Raw genomic sequence first — 15,848 nt, forward strand, 5'->3', positions numbered from 1 at the left:
CGCTAGACTGCACGCCAACACCCGTCAACTTGACGATGCCCCCCATGCCACGGCTGCGAAATGCCGCGCCTGCGTCATGCGGTAGAAGGGCTCGTCGCTGCCCTTCGCTGCGCCCTGCCCGAAGGGCGGCTGAGCGCCCCCATCCCGGACGTTCAGGAGCGGGGATGGACATCCTGTAAGCGGATCGGGCGCTTCCTCATCCCTGCCGTTCAATGGCGGGGAAGGGCACCCCGAGAGCGGTCGTTCAACGTGGCGCCCGCCAAAGCTGACACTGGGCAGGGGGTGGCGGGAATCTTTCATCGAGACCGTCTGGGCCCGCGCGGGTAGGCGATGCTTCGGCTCGGGTCGAAGCATTCCGGTGATGCTACCTGTTAGGAGAGGGCGACCAATAAGGAAGCCCGTAATGTCCGATCACCTGACCATCACCCCCTCCATCCTCTATTTCGGCACGCCTGTCGTGCTGATCGTCACCCTCAACCCTGACGGCTCCGCCAACATCACGCCGATGTCCTCGGCCTGGGCGCTCGGTCGCTCGGTGGTCCTCGGCCTGAGTTCGACCGGCCAGGGCACGATCAACCTGTTGCGCGCCGGTGAATGCACGCTGAATTTCCCCGCAGCCGACCTTTGGCCTCGGGTCGAGCGCATCGCGCCCACCACCGGCGCCAACCCGGTGCCGACTTACAAGGCGGAAGCTGGATTCGCGCATGAGGCGGACAAGTTCGCGCGCGGCGGCTTCACCCGACAAGCGAGCGAGACCGTTGCACCGCCCCGCATCGCCGAGTGTCCGCTGCAATTCGAGGCTCGGCTGCTGGCACAGCATGAAAGCATGCAGGACTGGGCCGGGCAGCCCTCGCGCCCTCTGCTCCTTGAGGTGGGGGTGGACCTCATTCATGCCCACCGCGACATTGTGGTGCCGGGCACCAACCATATCGACACCGAGCGCTGGAACCCGCTTCACTACGTCTTCCGCCATTACTTCGGTAACGCTACCAATCTCGGGCGTAACTTTCGCGCCGAGAGTTGACGCGCGCTCCAGCCGCCCAAGACCTACGCGACACGGAAAGTCTGGAAGGCGTCGTCCTGTGGCGCGTAGCCCAGCACCCGGCGGGTCTCTGCGAGGTCGAGGCGCTTGAAGTGGTTGTCGGAAACTCCATAGCCGACGAAGAATCCTTCGACCTCGGACTGGACCGGGCAAGCGATCAGCTTCGCCCCGTCGAGCGGGCTGAGCCAGGCCGAGAGATCGCGGGCCGTAGCGATGCTCGGGCTGCGTTCCAACAATGGAACGAAAATGGCGTGCCTTTCCTCTTCGCCCGGGTCTTCGAGGTAGGTGATGTGAATTGGCATAGGAGTCTCCCAGCGCGGCTCGGCGCACCCTCGCAGTAAGGTCAACTTTTTACAAATGCCAACTAAGGCCATGGGCTCGGGGTCGCGCGGAACCTAAACGGCAGCAAGGCCCCCGAGACCGGCTCGATCCTGAGCGCTACCGGCTCGTCGGCCATCACGGCGGCGTTCGGGCCCCGGCCGGCGCCGGCAGCCGGACCTCGAACCGGCTGAAGGCTAGGTGCATCCCGAGCCGTTCCGCGTTGCGGTGGGTCGCCGTGCCGAAGGCCGTGTCGGTCACCGCCCAGGTGCATCCTGCCTCGCGCGCCTCCCAAAGCCGGTGCTGCATCAGCGCCTGCTGGCAACCTCTGCGCCTGTCGGCTTCGCGCGTGTTGGCGTTTCCGAGCCAGGCGATGCCGTGGGCGACGAAACTCGTGGCCATCGCGGCCGGCCGGCCTTCGATCTCGGCGAGATAGATCGCGAAATCGGCCCGCAGGTGTGCCGGGCGGCGTAGCGCCCGGACCTTCGCGGGTATCGGGCTGTCGGGCGTTTCCCATAAATCGAAGGCGACATCCATATCCTCGGCACTGGCGCGCCGTACTGCGACCGGCATGGACGGCGTTGCAATCGCGCTCCGATGGATCGCAAAGATCCAGTCGTGGGCTGCGAGTAGGAAGCCCGCCGATTCCAGACGGCCGATCAGCGCCGGCGTCGCCCGGTTCGGGAGGAGCGTGGCGCGGCATTCGCGTCCGGCGGCATGATACCAGTCGATCGCGGCGCCGAGCCTGTCGAGCGAGGCTTCGCTCAGTCCGACCAGCCTGTTGTAGTAGGACTCCTCGCGGCCAGGATCGCGCAGGCCGTGGAGCCCCGCCCCGAAGGACCGGATTTCGAGCGCGTTCTCGCCGTCCTGCAGGGACCGCTCGGCGTTGTAGGCGGTGTAAGCCAGATCGGCCGCGTCGAAGCTCTCCAGCGCGTCGGCGCCGAACGGTTGGTATGAGGGAGTCGCGTCCGGCATGAGTGATGAGCTGTCGGGGGGCGCTGGTGTTGTTGGGGGCATGCCCGTTTCATAGCGGCAGCGCACCGGTTAAGCAACGGGAGGGGCTGCGTTTCGAACCTTGAGCGCGACGGGCCCCCTCGTTCCCGGCCATGCGAGCGGGGTGCTTGACGGCGTCGACCGGTTGCTGGGGAAAGACGGAACTCTTGAACGGATTCCCGAAGCGCGGGGGCCGTGGTCCCGTGGCGGGCGTTGGATGGGGGCGGCGCTGCAGCTCCTTGAGTGCTCCGGTTGCGACGTTTCCCGGCCCGGAACAAGGCGCGGAACGCACCACTGGGCCGACGCCCGACCATCACCAAGGGAGGGGGTTTTGCGACGCTGGTGCCAGGAAAGCCGTCGGAGAGCGTCACCATTAAGCGAAGACCAGGCCGGTCGGCAGCGCCCACCCGCGCTAGGGCACCGGCCCTCCATCGCACCTGGCTTGAAGGGCCGCTTCGTTCGCGCTGCTGCTGTTCGAGATCCCGAGATGCTGCGCGACATCGTGAAGGGCAACTATCCCGCATCACCCTTTTAGTGTCCGAAAGTCCGCAACGGGCCGCTCTCTCGGCCTTCGTGCCGCGCCTATGAATGGCCGCTTTCGCCGGGCAGACAGCTTGGAACCAGCCATTGCGCAAACGGCCTCGAACTGGCCACTAGTTTGGGCCGAAGCGAAGTCTCGCCCAGCCCACCTTTTTTGTTCGAAATTAACGATCGCAAGGCAAACCGTATTTGGGTGGCCGAAGCGGAGAACTATCCGGGTGAACGAAGTCAAAGGGCGCTCCACGCACCGGCAAGGGTCCGGCCAGCCCGGTCCGTCCATGTAGGCGCGCCCTCTGCCTATCCCAGAGCACATTCGACAAAGCGGAGCCGAGTGCCTTGACCTTCCGAAGGTACTGCCCAAGGTTGCAGCATCGTCGCACGACCTGTGGCGGGCATCGTGAAGGCCGTCGCGTCAGCCGTTTTGACGGCTGCAAGGGCCGGGTCTTCAAAGGCTTCGGTTCGTTGAAGGTCGAGTTTGCTTTATTGCGTTGGACCATGGGCACGCTGGATGGAGATCGAATATCACCGCGCGTCTGCCCGCCAGATGTTGGCGGCACTGTCTGAGGGTGCGGTTAGCGCCAGGGAACTCGTTGAGGCCGCAATCGCCAGGATTGAAGCCGTTGACGGGGCGGTCAATGCCGTTGTTATGCGCGATTTCGAGGGTGCGCGGGCGACGGCTCGGGAAGCGGATGAGGCCTTGCGACGGGGCGAGCAGCGGCCCTTGCTGGGATTACCCATAACCGTGAAGGAGTCGCACCGTACCGTCGGGCTGCCGACGACCTGGGGGCTCAAACAATTTGCAACTTGGACGGCGGATGTAGACGGCGCGACGATCGCGAGGCTTAAGGGCGCCGGTGCGGTAATCATCGGTAAGACGAATGTGCCGCCAGGTTTGGCGGGGTGGGAGAGCAGCAATGCAATCTACGGCCGTACTTCGAACCCGTACAATCTCGCGCACTCTCCAGGGGGGTCGTCGGGGGGAAGCGCGGCGGCTCTCGCGGCGGGTATGGTGTCGCTGGAACTCGGTTCCGACCTTGCAGGATCAATAAGAGTGCCTGCGCATTTCTGCGGCGTCTTCGGCCACAAACCGACTGCGAAACTCGTTTCATCAACGGATTACGCACCGCCGGGTGCAATGGTGGGTGCCGATCCCGGTCTTGCCGTCGTCGGCCCGATGGCGCGCACCGCCGGCGATCTGACCTTGGCACTCAAGGTCCTGGCGGGCCCGGAATTTCCGAAAACGAAGGCATGGCGGTTGCAGCTTCCCGCCCCCCGCGCCAATCGCCTTTTCGAGTTCCGTGTGCTGGTTCTGGAGCGCCACCCGCTTGTCGACGCGGACGAGGAAGTGGTTGAACCGTTGCGCCGCTTGGCAGACCGTCTCGCCAATGTAGGCGCCAGGGTCGAGCGCGCCGATGGACGCCTTCCCGATCTTGAACTGACTCACCGCCACTATTGCGCGATGGCCGACGTCGTGACGCGACGAGACACTTCCATGACCACTGGCGCATGGATGGAGCTCCTCAATGCGCGGGACCATATTCGCCGCGCTTGGGAGGCTGTGTTCAGGGACTTTGACGTTGTCTTGGCGCCACCTTTCGGGACAGCGGCATTCCCCCACGATGATAAGCCCGTGCATGAACGTACGCTGATCATCAACGGTGGTCAGACGCCCTATCTTCAGCAACGCGCTTGGGCGGGCATTGCCAGTTTTCCGGGCCTTCCTTCGACCTGCATGCCGGCGGGCGTGACGTCCGCGGGGTTGCCGGTCGGGGTGCAGATCATCGCGCCGCTCTGGGAGGACCTGACCGCGCTTCGTCTCGCCGAGCTCATCGAGAGGGAGTTCGGAACCGGTGTCGATGTGCCCGGGGAGACATGGCACTGAGATTGGCAAGGCAGCACTCCGGTGCAGCCGTCGCGTGGGCAGGCCTCTGGCGAGCTCACGGCCGACGGTCGATGTCGCTGGCACAGGCAACTGCTCTGCAAGGGCGACACACCCGCGCCATCCCGCCCTTGGCGAGGCGCAGCTGACGAAAACACGTCGCAAGCCTTGACCTCCCGGTGGCTCCACCCATCATTATGTACCAATGGTACATTACAGGAGCCACGCACATGAGACCGATCGAGATCGCAGCCACCGCACGTTCCTCGGCCGCCCCCGCTGACGTCTTCGCGCTGCTGAAGGACGGCTCGACCTGGCCGCGCTGGAGCATGTTCTCGGCCTTCGAACTCGAGCGGGCGGGCAAGACCGATCCGCTGGGCGTCGGAGCGATCCGGGTCTTCGTGAGTCCGGGCCGCCGGGCCCGCGAGGAGGTTGTCGAGATCGCGGACGGGCGTCAGCTGAGCTATGTGCTGCGCTCGGGCATGCCCTTTCGCGACTATCGGGCCGATGTGCGTCTGGAGCCCGGAACGGCGGGAGGGACGGATATCTCGTGGCGGGCGCATTTCGAGGTCATGTCGTTCGGGTCTGGATGGTTCTGGAAGCTGGTCATGCGACGGGTGCTGGGCTCGACGTCGCGGAAGTTGGCAAAGGCCGCTACGGACCCATCAATTCTCGACGCCGCCCGGGCCAATATCGCAATGTCGCCAAAGGCCGTGCCGGGCCGTAATTGAACGGGGGCGGGAAGCTCATGTCCAGAAAAGCCGGAACCAGCCCGAAGGAGCGCCTGCTGTCGGCGGCGCTGGAACATATCCGAGCCAACGAGGCACCAGACTTCAGCCTGAGAGAGCTTGCCGCGGCCATCGGAACCAGCCACCGCATGCTGGTCTATCACTTCGGCTCGCGCGAAGGGCTGCTGATCGAGATCGTCCGCTCCTTCGAAGTGGAGCAAGCCGCCTGGATGCGGGGCCTGCTCGACGACGACGCACGTCCCCTGGTCGCGCGCTTGCGGGAGGTCTGGCGCAGCTTTTGCGCGCCCGGAATGCGGCCGCGGGAGAAGTTGTTTTTCGAAGTCTACGGCTATGCGCTCGCAGGTCGGGACGACACCCGGGACTTTCTGCACGCGCTTGTCGATACCTGGCTGGCTCCGCTGGAAATCGTCGCGGAGAAGATCGGCGTCGCTCCCGACGCGCGGCGCGCATCGGCGGGTCTCCTTCTCGCCGTCACCCGGGGCCTCCTTTTGTCGCTTCTGGCCTCGGGGAACCTGAGGCAGGTCGAGGAGACCATGGAGCATTTTCTGGCGAACTATGTCCCGCTGCGTGACCACGCGGAGCGCTCGACCCAGAAAAATCCTTCCAGCAATGTCACATTGGCCGGGCCCTGACTCGTCATGGATATGTAACTAACAGAAGGACGCCAGCCATGACTGCCAGACTCGACTTTTTTGCCGCGGCCCCCACGCTTGCCAAGGAATACCAGCGGGCGATGTATGCACTCACTGCCGCCGCCGCGATGGAGCCGGAGCTCGTCGAACTCGTGAAGATCCGTGCCTCTCAGATCAACCGGTGCGCCAACTGCCTAAACCTCCATGGCACCGAGGCGCGCGAACTGGGGATGACCGCGCAGCGCATCGACCTGCTGCCGGCCTGGCGGGAGGCGCCGTGCTACAATGATCGCGAACGGGCGGCCATCGGCTGGACAGAAGCGCTGACGCGGCTCTCCGAAGGGCCGGAACTCGACGGCGCCTACGCGGCGCTGGAGACCGAGTTCACGCAGGAGGAACAGGTGAAGCTCACCGTGCTGATCAACATCATCAACGGCTACAACCGCCTCGCGGTCGGCTTCCGCGCCTTTGCCGACCCGGCGGCGATCAAGGCAGCAGCCAAGGCGGCGGCTGCCTGATGGCGGAGGAGACGTCCGACGACGCAGCGGCCAGCTTTGCGCCGCTGCGTCCCACGCTGCAGCGGGTCGCGTACCGCATGCTCGGCTCGGTGGCGGATGCCGAGGACGTGGTGCAGGATGCGTTCCTGGCCTGGATGCAGATCGATCGCGGTCCAATCCGCGAGCCGGTGGCCTTCTTGCGCCGCGTGGTCACGCGGCTGTGCCTCGATGAACTCAAGACGGCGCGCCGCCGCCGGGAGAGCTATGTCGGTCCCTGGCTTCCCGAGCCGGTCGTCGAGGAGGAGGATGAGGAAGACGTGACGCTTCCGCTGATGCTGGCACTCGAACGTCTCACGCCGCTGAAGCGGGCGGCCTTCCTGCTGCATGACGTGTTCGGGGTGAAGTTCGACGAGGTCGCGAGCACCATCGGCCGCGACGTGGCTGCGTGCCGCCAGCTCGCCGCCCGAGCCCGCGGCCACGTTCGCCAGGCGCGAGCCCGGTTCAAGGTGGAGAAGCGACAGGGCCTCGCACTTGCCGAGGCCTTCTTCGCCGCCTCCCGCAGCGGAGACACGACCGCGCTGAAGGCGCTTCTGGCCGACGATGTAAGCTTGCATACCGATGGCGGCGGCAAGCGTCCCGCAGCGCTGCGGCCGATCCTCGGGATCGAGGCCTTCTTGCGGCTCTATGAGCGACTTCCACTTGGCGCCTCGAAACCGATCCGCTTTGGATTCGTGAACGGCTTGCCGGGTTTCGTCACACTCGAACCCGACGGAGAGATGCAGACCACGGCACTCGAAATCGAGGACGGCAAGATCGCGGCGATCTACGTTGTCCGGAACCCCGACAAGCTTCGGCATCTGCATTAACTGTGCGATCCCTTTGCGGGGCGGCGCGATCCAAGGACAGCCTCGAAATCCGCGCCGAACTCCTTGCGGGCCATTGTGCGGAAGGCCGGTAGGCTCCGGTAGCCGACACCCGCCGCCGCCCTGGCGAGGGGCGTACCGTCGGCGGATCGCTCCAGGGCCCGCATCAGCCGCAGACGCCGCCGCCACGTCCCGAAGGAGATGCCCGTCTGCGCGCGAAAAAGCCTGGTCAGGGTTCGGCGGCTCACGCCGATCTCGTCGGCCCAGCCGTTGATATCCAGTGCTGCGCCCGGGTCGCGGATCAGCGCCCGTGCAAGCTTGGCCAACCGCTGATCCTCGGGGACCGGCAGGGCGAAGGGCGTCGCCGGTGCGCGGGCGATCTCGTCGAGGATCAGGGCCGCGAGATGCCCGCCGCGCTTCCGCTCGTCGTAGGCCGGCGGATCGGCGGACAGGGAGACGAGCGCCGCCTGAAGCAGCGCGGACGCGGCAACGACGCGGATCGCGTCAGGAAGCGATGCGGCCTCCGCGGACCGAACGTAGACTGTGCGCATGGAAACCGAGCCGTGCATCGCCACATCATGCCGGATGCCGGGCGGCACCCAGAGCGCGAAGCCAGGCGGGACGACCCAGGTTCCATGATCGGTAGTCGCCACCATCAGGCCCTCGATCGCGTGAATGAGTTGGGCGCGAACATGGCCATGGCGCCCGGTTCGCGTGTTCGCGGCGAATTCCTTCGCCATCGCGATGACCGGCCGATCCACGTCCGGGTAGTGCGCAGGTTCCGATGACATGTTCGACGTTCGTGGAAAATGGCCCGTTTGCATCGATAAATGACCCCATCCCGCAAGCGGGTCAACCTATGCAGGGGCAACAATGGAAGCAAAGGAGGACTCACATGCCCCCCAAAGACATTTTCAGCCTGCTCGGTATCGACACGCCGATCTTCCAGGCGCCGATCGGTTCGGTTGCATCGCCCGAGCTGGCGGCGGCAGTGTCCGAGGCCGGCGGCGTCGGACACCTGGCCTGCACCTGGCGTAGCCCCGAGCAACTCGACCGGCTGTTCGGTGAGATGCGAAAGCTGACGCGCCGGCCCTACGGCGCGAATTTCGTGCTGGACTTTCCGATCGAGGACCAGCTTGCCGTTGCGCTTGACCATGGGCTTCAGATCATCTCGTTCTTCTGGGGTGATGCCGGTCGCTATGTGAAGCGCGTGCATGAGGCAGGTGCCGCGGCAATCCAGGTGGTCGGCTCCATCGACGAAGCGATGCGCGCCGCCGATGCCGGCTTCGACCTGATCGTCGCCCAGGGGCGTGACGCCGGCGGCCATGTTCGCGGGGACGTTGGAGCGATGGCGCTGGTTCCGCAGGTGGTCGACGCGGTGTTCCCTCTTCCGGTTCTGGCAGCCGGTGGTATTGCCGACCGGCGCGGGGTTGCGGCGGCGCTGGCGCTCGGTGCGGCTGGGGTCTGGGTGGGCACGCGGTTTCTCGCGAGCGCGGAGGCCGATATCCATCCGCGCTACCAGGACCGGGTACTCACCTCGGGCGGTGACGACACGCTCCATTCGGAGCTGTTCAATCTTGGCTGGTCCGGCGCGCCGCTCCGGACGTTGAGGAACGCCACCACGAGGCTCTGGGAAGAGGCAGGTCGCCCTCTCGTCGGGCAACGGCCGAACGAGGGTGAGGGGATCGGCACGCGCGCGGATGGATCGGTTATCCCGCGCTATCATTTCGGCGCACCGACGCGCGGCGTGGCCGGAGACGTCGACGCGATGGCGCTCTACGCGGGCGCGGCGGTGGGGATGGTTCGCGCCAGCCTCCCGGCAGCAGAGATCGTCGGGGAGCTCGCCGGCGGCCTTTGCTGACGGAGGATGTCCTGCAACGTGGGCGAAATTCCGCGCGGCGAAACCATTTCTGGTTGCCGACCGACCGATCGGTCGGCAACATTTGGTGAATTCGATGCGAATGCGAAGGAAACAGCGACGATGGTGCGCTCGAGCAAACGTCAAGCCATCCTTGATGCCGCGCTACGCGTGCTCAAGGAGCGTGGATTGGAGGGGTTTTCGGCCTCGCGCCTTGCCGAAGCGGCCGGGGTAGGGAAGGCCACGCTCTTCCACCATTTCGCGACCCTCGACGACGTAGTGTTCGAGTCGTTCGATCAGTTCTCGCGCGGCATGGATATCATTGCCCCGCCCAAGGGCATGACGCTACGCAGCTGGCTGGAAGGCATCGGCAACGCCTCGTTCGGCCTCGACGAGACCGGCCACGAGGTCGCCAGGGCCTATTTCGTCTTTATCGGCAGGGCGCTGTTCGACGAACGGCTGCGAACGCGGGTGCTCGGAACGGTCAACGCAGCCGCGGATGCATTTTGCGGCATCGTCGCGCAGCTCTGCCCCGGCCCGCTCGCCCCCGACGAGGCGCGGGCGCTGGGAACCCTGATCTTCGTGACCGCCGACGGAATGGCGATCCACCTGCAGGCGTTCCCGGAGCGACGGACGGAGATTCAACGCGCCTGGAAGCTCTTCGTGAACCAGGTTGCACCAAGCGAAGACGGGAAGGAGACAGGCGAATGAAGGCTATCATCGCGGGCGCCGGCATTGCTGGCCTGACCGCCGCCTATGAGCTTGGCCGGATGGGCTGGGATGTGACCGTGTTGGAGCGCGCCAAAGAGCTGCGCTCCGGCGGCTACATGATCGACTTCTTCGGACCCGGCTATGACGCGGCCGAGGAAAACGGGCTTCTGGACGGCCTCGCGTGCCGCGCCCACGCCATCGACGGGGTGGAGCTTGTGAATGGCGACGGCAGCCACCAGGCCTACATGTCCTATGCGGCGCTGCGGGCCTCGCTCGGCGGTCGGCTATTCTCGCTGATGCGGGGGGATATCGAGCAGGTCCTGTTTGAGGCCCTGCCGGGGAGCGTGGCGCTCCGGTTCGGAAGCGAGGTTATCGCGGTCGAAGATCGTGACACGGGTGTTGCTGTCGTACTTGACGACGGCACGGGTGCGGAAGCCGATCTTCTGATTGGGGCGGACGGCCTGCATTCCGGGCTTCGGCGGCAGATGTTCTGCGGGGAAGCCGAAGCGCTGAAATTCTTGGGCTATCACACCGCCGCCTACATCTTCCGGTCTCAGGCCGTCGCCGAGGCGGCAAAGGGGAACTTCACGATGCTGTCGCTGCCCGGTCGACAGGCTGGCATCTTCCGGATGCAGGGCGATCAGGTGGCTGTCTATTTCCTGTGGCGTGATGCCCGGCCCGAGCGTGCGGCCGACACCCGGCAGGCGATTGCCGAACAATTCGGCGACCTCGGCTGGTTGATCCCGGAAATCCTCGCCGGCGCCCCCGAGAATGCCGATATCTACTATGATGTCGTGGCCCAGATCGAGGCTGAACACTGGCACGGAAAGCGCACCGTGTTGATCGGCGACGCCGCCTATGCGGTGTCCCTGCTGGCCGGGCAGGGGGCCTCGCTGGCGATCGGGGGCGCCCATCTCCTGGCCCGGATGCTGGCGGAGCACGATGACATTGGCGCCGCGCTGGTCGCCTTCGAGCGCGTCATGCGCCCCGAGGCCGAGAAGAAGCAGGCCGCGGGCCGGCGAACGGCAGAATGGATCGTGCCGAGTTCGCGGTTCCGGGTCTGGCTGCGCGCCATCGTCTTCAACTTCTCGTCGCTGCCCATCGTCTCGCGGCTCATCGGCGGCCTCGTGCCGCCGAGTCCCAAGGGCATCTTTGCGGGCGCGACAAAGGGCCAGCACACATAGGCGGCCCCCACCGGTATCGGAAGCCCGAGCCGAATTCGGCTTGCCCGCAGGCCCGACGGAACTGCCGCCATCACTCACCAGCACGACCCCAGAACCGGGCCCGGCGCGGCCCGCAGACAGAAGGAGCTTTCCATGCCGAATCCCGTCCTGATCGTCGGCGCCGGCCCAACGGGCCTGATGGCGGCGCTGGAACTGGCCCGCAGGGGCATCGCCGTCCGCCTGATCGAGAAAGCCACAGGGCCCGCGACGACCTCGCGCGCCATCGGCGTGCAGGCGCGGACGCTCGAGCTTCTCGACCAGCGCGGCCTGGCCGAGCCGCTGATCGAACGCGGCCTGCCAACGCGCTACGGCAACTTCTATGGCGAGGGCAAACCGCTGTTCCGGCTTGACTTCGCCCACGTGCAAAGCCGCTTTCCCTACATCCTCTTCGTTACCCAGGTCGAAACCGAGAACCTGCTGCGTGAGGTCATCGCGGCGCATGGTGCCGCTGTCGAATGGGGCACCGAAATGATCGCGCTGGCGCAGGGCTCGCCGACCCGTGCCGGCGACCTGCCGACCGCTGTGCTGCGCCATGCCGACGGAAGCCTCGAGGAGCTGCGTCCCCCGTGGATCATCTCCGCCGAGGGCGCGCACAGCCTGGTCCGCCGCACGCTCGATTTGCCGTTCGAAGGCAAGCCGATCGCGAAGCAGTTCGCCCTTGGCGACGTGCAGGTGGACGGCGGGCTGGAGCCGGGCGAGCTCTACATCTTCTCTTCCGGTGCGGGATTCCTGGGCATGTTCCCGCTCGGCGGCGGCCGGTTCCGGCTGATCGCCTCGGATGTGCCGCGGACGGGCGTGGCACCGACCCTGCCGGAACTGCAGGAGGTTTTCGACCGCCGCGCCCATCTGCCGGGACGGATGCACGATCTGGTCTGGAGTTCGTGGTTCCGGATCAACAGCCGCATGGTCTCGCGGCTCAGGGTCGGCCGGCTGCTACTCGGCGGGGATTCCGCGCACATCCATTCGCCGGCCGGAGCGCAGGGGATGAACACTGGCCTGCAGGACATGATCAACCTCGGCTGGAAACTCGCCCGGGTGATCCATGGTGCGGCACCCGAGAGCCTCATCGACAGCTACGAGGCCGAACGGCTGCCGGTGATCCGGGAGGTGCTCTTCGGCACGGAGAAGCTCACCGACGGGATGGCCTCCACCAACCCGGTGCGGCGCGGGCTCATTGACCATGTCAGCCCCTGGCTCGGATCGCGTGACTTCGTGCAGGAGCGAGCCACGGCGCGGATGAGCCAGGTGGCCATTGGCTATCGCGAGAGCCCGCTCACGGAAGGAGGCACAAATCACGGCTCGTTGAGGGCGGGTGATCGGTTGCCGGATGTGGCGCTGGAACATCGCGCCGGGGATGGTTGGCGGCCGGCTCGAGCGCAGGATCTGCTCGATCCGTCGGCGTTCACCGTGCTCTTCACTTCGCAGGACGAGGCGAGCGAGGCCGGGCCCTTCCATCGAGCGGCCGCGGTTCGGCCCGCGGCGGAATACCAAGCGGCGTTCCGGCAACTGTTCGGCGCGACGCCGCAGGCCGTCCTCGTGCGCCCCGATGGCTACGTCGCTTTGATCTGCCCGGCCGAGGCGGCGGGCGCGCGCCTTAAGGCCTATGCCGAGGCGCATCTGGGTGCCGCCCCGACGGGAGCCGCTCAGCTTGCGTGACTGGTGGGCGCAGGCAGCCTCGGCCACAGTTCAGGCCCGAGGCCGGGGGCGCGGCTGGGAGCTAGGCATCCTCGATGGCGTAACGGGAGCCCATTCGTGTGATCTGCGCAAAGCCCGCTTCGCCCAGATGCATGCCGGCGACCGGCAGCGCCTCGGTGCTGACCATGTCGAGGATCTTGGCGCGTGTCTGGGCTGCAAGGTTCGGTTCCTGATCGAACGCGACGGACACCTCGGGGCGGGCGATCTGGACATGGGGGAAATGGACGATGTCGGCCCAGATCAGCAGGCGTTCGCCTCTGGATTCAACCAGATAACCGGTGTGACCGGCGGTATGGCCGGGAAGAGCCATCGCGGTTATGCCGGTCATCACCTCGCCGCCGTTAAAGGTCCACAGCCGGTCGCGATAGCCATCGAACACTCGCCGCGCCGCCGCGAAATTGCCCTGGCGCCGCGCGTCGGCCCTGGCCAGATGCCCGTCGTCCTGCCAGAAGGCGATTTCGCGTTCGCTTGCTGCGAGTTCTGCATTTTGGAAAGTCACCGCGCCGTCGGTTCCGAGCAGTCCGCCGACGTGATCGGGATGGGCATGGGTAAGCAGGATCGTATCGACATCCGCGGGTGCGACCCCCGCCCGCGTCAGGACGGCAGGCAGCTTGCCGCCCATCTGCCGAACCCCGCCGCCGCCGCCATCGACGACGATCGTGCCGCCGTTTCCGCGGATCAGGTAGCAGTTGATATGCACCTGCGCAGGCTCGGCGACGCCGGCAGCTACCATCATCCCACGCGCCTCGGCCTGGTCGATGCCGGAAAGGGTTCCGGGAGGGGTCGTCAGGTAGCCATCGCTGAGCGCCGTGACTGTGAAATCGCCGACGCACCGACTTGGAAGTTCGAAGTCGAACATGAATCTCTCTCCTATTCAGTTGCGTGCGTAGATTTGCGCGGGCCCGTAGCCGAAACAGCGGACTCGGGCAGTGAGCCCGGTGGTGTCGCGGATTGCGGCGTCCAGCGCCTCCATAAACTCCGCCATGACACAGGGCGTGCGATGAGGCTGTTGCCGATAGCGGATCTCGGCGAAGACAGGATGGCCACGGCCGTGCTTTACCCCGACGAACAACACATGGACATTGTTGAGCGCGGCCTTCAGCGGGTCGATGCAGAGCGCAGTGCAGGCGTCGGTGAGACGGGCGCGGGCATCATCGGGCGGCATGTCGCTGATTGGAAAGTAGAACGTGACGTTGGGCATCGGACGCCGTCCTTACTTCGAGGCCGCAGCGGCACGCCTGCTCGTCAGTTGTTCGGTCATCGGAGCGTAGAGCTGGAGGCCGCCGGCCAAGCCCGCCGTAAGCTCGGCGGCTTCCCGCGGCAGCTTCGCCAGCCATCGCCGGGCCGGATGCCGTTCCAGAGCAACGGCCTGAAGGGTGAGTGGGCCGAGACCCATGTCGACAAGCGCGTCGGGGCCATGGTGGCTGACCGCCAGTACCTCGCCCCTCCCGACCCCCGGGGCAGAACCGGCTGCATCATAGAGATTGCGGTGCCAATCGGTGATGTGCTGCTGCCAGCGCGCAAAATTGCCACCGCCTTTCTCACGGTACTCCAGCCCCTCCAGCACATCGAGCCCGTCGACCGTGTGCAGCGCCAGATAGGTCGGGAAGCCCGGTCCAAGCGCCTTCAGCCGTTGCGAGCTGTGAAACCCTGTGACGGAGATCAGGGCCGGCAGTTTCTCCAAGCTATAGAAATCGTTCCACTCCGCCTCGCTGGCAGGATCGGTATAACTGCATTCAACGGTATAGATCATGTTAGCTGTCCTTCCGGGAGGAGCGTGGCAGGCTCCCGATTGCTCCGTGAAGCTATGGTTCCATTCCCCCGATGAAAAACGATACTTTCTCAAGCTTCGATGACCATCGCTCAAGCTGAAACCCGTGCTCGCGGAGGCTCCGATGCGGCGCAAGATTCCAAGTAATTCCGCCCTCATGGCCTTCGAGGCCGCAGCGCGGCACAACAGCTTTGCCCGCGCCGCCGAGGAACTCGCGCTGACCGAGGGGGCAATCAGTCGACAGATTGCGCGGCTCGAGGAGTTCCTCGGCGCGACGCTGTTTACCCGCGTCGGGAACCGGGTGCAGCTCGCGCCCAATGGAGTGCGTTACGCAGCACAAGTACGTGAAATTCTCGATCGGCTCGAACGCGACAGCCAACTGGCGATGGGACGGCCGGCCGAGAGCGGAACCCTCAGCGTCGCCGTCTCTCCAACCTTCGCCAGCCGATGGATGATCCCGCGGATGAAGCGGTTCCAGGACCTCTGCCCGGACATCACCGTTCATGTCTCAGATCGGGTAGAGCCGTTCTATCTCCCGGGTAGTGGGGTCGACGCCGCTGTTCACTTCGAGCACCCTGCATGGGCCGGCATGCACATTTACCCGCTGCTTCACGAGGTCTTGGTGCCGGTTTGCCACCCCGCTTTGCTCGCGAACGTGTCACCGGAAGCCGCGCTGCTCGAGTTGCCACGTCTTCACAAGCGCCAGGTCCCCGATGCCTGGCCACGCTATGCCGCGGAAACCGGTGTCGCACTGGCCAATATTGCGGTCGGAGCGCGTTACGATCTCTATTCGATGCTGATCGAAGCAGCCCTCACGGGCCTTGGTATCGCTTTGGTCCCGCGACTCTACGTCGAAGCGGAAATCGGACAGGGCCGTCTTGTCGCCCCGTGGCCGACAGGCTCGAGCATCGCCAAGACATTCTGCCTCGTCCTACCGGAGCCGGTCGAGGCCACAAGCGGTCCCTTGCGAGCCTTCACGCGCTGGCTTCTCGCTGAGGCTAGGGCTGACGTGCGGCCGAATGGGGGATGACGCTGCCCGCCGGGTGAAGTTCTGGCGTCGGCATTCTGCAGAGGACA

17 protein-coding genes are annotated in these 15,848 nt (G+C 65.8%); 11 read left to right on the forward strand and 6 right to left on the reverse strand.

Annotated features, from left to right (window positions below; all coding sequences use genetic code 11):
• Positions 1-403 precede the first annotated feature (403 nt).
• Positions 404-1,024 (forward strand): flavin reductase family protein, encoded by a 621-nt coding sequence (locus EIP85_RS17360; protein WP_127903482.1) that lies wholly within the window; start codon positions 404-406, stop codon positions 1,022-1,024.
• A gap of 23 nt (positions 1,025-1,047) precedes the next feature.
• Here EIP85_RS17360 and EIP85_RS17365 read toward each other — a convergent pair whose 3' ends face one another.
• Positions 1,048-1,344 carry a hypothetical protein gene (locus EIP85_RS17365; RefSeq protein WP_127903483.1) on the reverse strand — a complete coding sequence of 99 codons (297 nt, stop codon included), beginning with the start codon at positions 1,342-1,344 and terminating at the stop codon, positions 1,048-1,050.
• 154 nt (positions 1,345-1,498) lie between these two features.
• A complete protein-coding gene (locus tag EIP85_RS17370) occupies positions 1,499-2,335 on the reverse strand; it encodes a GNAT family N-acetyltransferase (RefSeq protein WP_127903484.1) in 837 nt (278 codons plus the stop codon).
• Positions 2,336-3,401: 1,066 nt separating this feature from the next.
• Between EIP85_RS17370 and EIP85_RS17375 the strand changes: the two genes are divergently transcribed.
• The 5 genes from EIP85_RS17375 (at position 3,402) to EIP85_RS17395 (ending at position 7,516) form a co-directional block, all read left to right on the forward strand.
• Positions 3,402-4,775 carry an amidase family protein gene (locus tag EIP85_RS17375; protein ID WP_206615568.1) on the forward strand — a complete coding sequence of 458 codons (1,374 nt, stop codon included), beginning with the start codon at positions 3,402-3,404 and terminating at the stop codon, positions 4,773-4,775.
• 227 nt (positions 4,776-5,002) lie between these two features.
• Positions 5,003-5,503: an SRPBCC family protein gene (locus EIP85_RS17380; RefSeq protein WP_164871774.1), complete on the forward strand. Its 501-nt coding sequence runs from the start codon at positions 5,003-5,005 to the stop codon at positions 5,501-5,503.
• 17 nt (positions 5,504-5,520) lie between these two features.
• A complete protein-coding gene (locus tag EIP85_RS17385; protein ID WP_127903486.1) occupies positions 5,521-6,153 on the forward strand; it encodes a TetR/AcrR family transcriptional regulator in 633 nt (210 codons plus the stop codon).
• Between the two features lie 38 nt (positions 6,154-6,191).
• A complete protein-coding gene (locus tag EIP85_RS17390; RefSeq protein WP_127903487.1) occupies positions 6,192-6,671 on the forward strand; it encodes a carboxymuconolactone decarboxylase family protein in 480 nt (159 codons plus the stop codon).
• Positions 6,671-7,516, forward strand: coding sequence for a sigma-70 family RNA polymerase sigma factor (locus EIP85_RS17395; RefSeq protein ID WP_127903488.1), 846 nt, complete (start codon positions 6,671-6,673; stop codon positions 7,514-7,516). Before EIP85_RS17390 ends, EIP85_RS17395 begins: the two co-directional genes overlap by 1 nt.
• On the opposite strand, the gene EIP85_RS17400 is transcribed toward EIP85_RS17395, so the two are convergent.
• On the reverse strand, positions 7,513-8,304 hold the full coding sequence (locus tag EIP85_RS17400) for a helix-turn-helix domain-containing protein (protein WP_206615569.1): 792 nt from the start codon (positions 8,302-8,304) through the stop codon (positions 7,513-7,515). The two genes, EIP85_RS17395 and EIP85_RS17400, sit on opposite strands and share 4 nt — an antisense overlap.
• Positions 8,305-8,408: 104 nt before the next feature.
• Here EIP85_RS17400 and EIP85_RS17405 point away from each other — a divergent pair, with 104 nt between their 5' ends.
• From EIP85_RS17405 to EIP85_RS17420, 4 genes are all read left to right on the forward strand, one after another.
• Positions 8,409-9,374, forward strand: coding sequence for an NAD(P)H-dependent flavin oxidoreductase (locus EIP85_RS17405; RefSeq protein ID WP_127903490.1), 966 nt, complete (start codon positions 8,409-8,411; stop codon positions 9,372-9,374).
• An 18-nt stretch (positions 9,375-9,392) separates the two neighbouring features.
• On the forward strand, positions 9,393-10,082 hold the full coding sequence (locus EIP85_RS17410; protein WP_206615570.1) for a TetR/AcrR family transcriptional regulator: 690 nt from the start codon (positions 9,393-9,395) through the stop codon (positions 10,080-10,082).
• Positions 10,079-11,266, forward strand: coding sequence for an FAD-dependent oxidoreductase (locus EIP85_RS17415; protein WP_127903491.1), 1,188 nt, complete (start codon positions 10,079-10,081; stop codon positions 11,264-11,266). Before EIP85_RS17410 ends, EIP85_RS17415 begins: the two co-directional genes overlap by 4 nt.
• A gap of 132 nt (positions 11,267-11,398) precedes the next feature.
• Positions 11,399-12,961, forward strand: coding sequence for an FAD-dependent oxidoreductase (locus tag EIP85_RS17420; protein ID WP_127903492.1), 1,563 nt, complete (start codon positions 11,399-11,401; stop codon positions 12,959-12,961).
• 61 nt (positions 12,962-13,022) lie between these two features.
• Here EIP85_RS17420 and EIP85_RS17425 read toward each other — a convergent pair whose 3' ends face one another.
• Genes EIP85_RS17425 through EIP85_RS17435 form a run of 3 tightly spaced genes read right to left on the reverse strand, consistent with a single transcriptional unit; the run spans position 13,023 to position 14,753 of the window.
• The gene (locus EIP85_RS17425; RefSeq protein ID WP_127903493.1) at positions 13,023-13,859 is read right to left on the reverse strand and encodes an MBL fold metallo-hydrolase; all 837 of its coding nucleotides are present in this window, start codon (positions 13,857-13,859) and stop codon (positions 13,023-13,025) included.
• Between the two features lie 15 nt (positions 13,860-13,874).
• Complete coding sequence (locus tag EIP85_RS17430; protein ID WP_127903494.1) at positions 13,875-14,201, reverse strand: hypothetical protein; 327 nt, start codon at positions 14,199-14,201, stop codon at positions 13,875-13,877.
• Between the two features lie 12 nt (positions 14,202-14,213).
• Positions 14,214-14,753, reverse strand: coding sequence for a sugar ABC transporter (locus EIP85_RS17435; protein ID WP_127903495.1), 540 nt, complete (start codon positions 14,751-14,753; stop codon positions 14,214-14,216).
• A gap of 142 nt (positions 14,754-14,895) precedes the next feature.
• Here EIP85_RS17435 and EIP85_RS17440 point away from each other — a divergent pair, with 142 nt between their 5' ends.
• Positions 14,896-15,801 carry a LysR substrate-binding domain-containing protein gene (locus EIP85_RS17440; protein ID WP_127903496.1) on the forward strand — a complete coding sequence of 302 codons (906 nt, stop codon included), beginning with the start codon at positions 14,896-14,898 and terminating at the stop codon, positions 15,799-15,801.
• Positions 15,802-15,848: the final 47 nt, after the last annotated feature.

Origin of the sequence: Solirhodobacter olei (assembly GCF_004010155.1) — a bacterium.
Lineage (GTDB): Bacteria > Pseudomonadota > Alphaproteobacteria > Rhodobacterales > Rhodobacteraceae > Solirhodobacter > Solirhodobacter olei.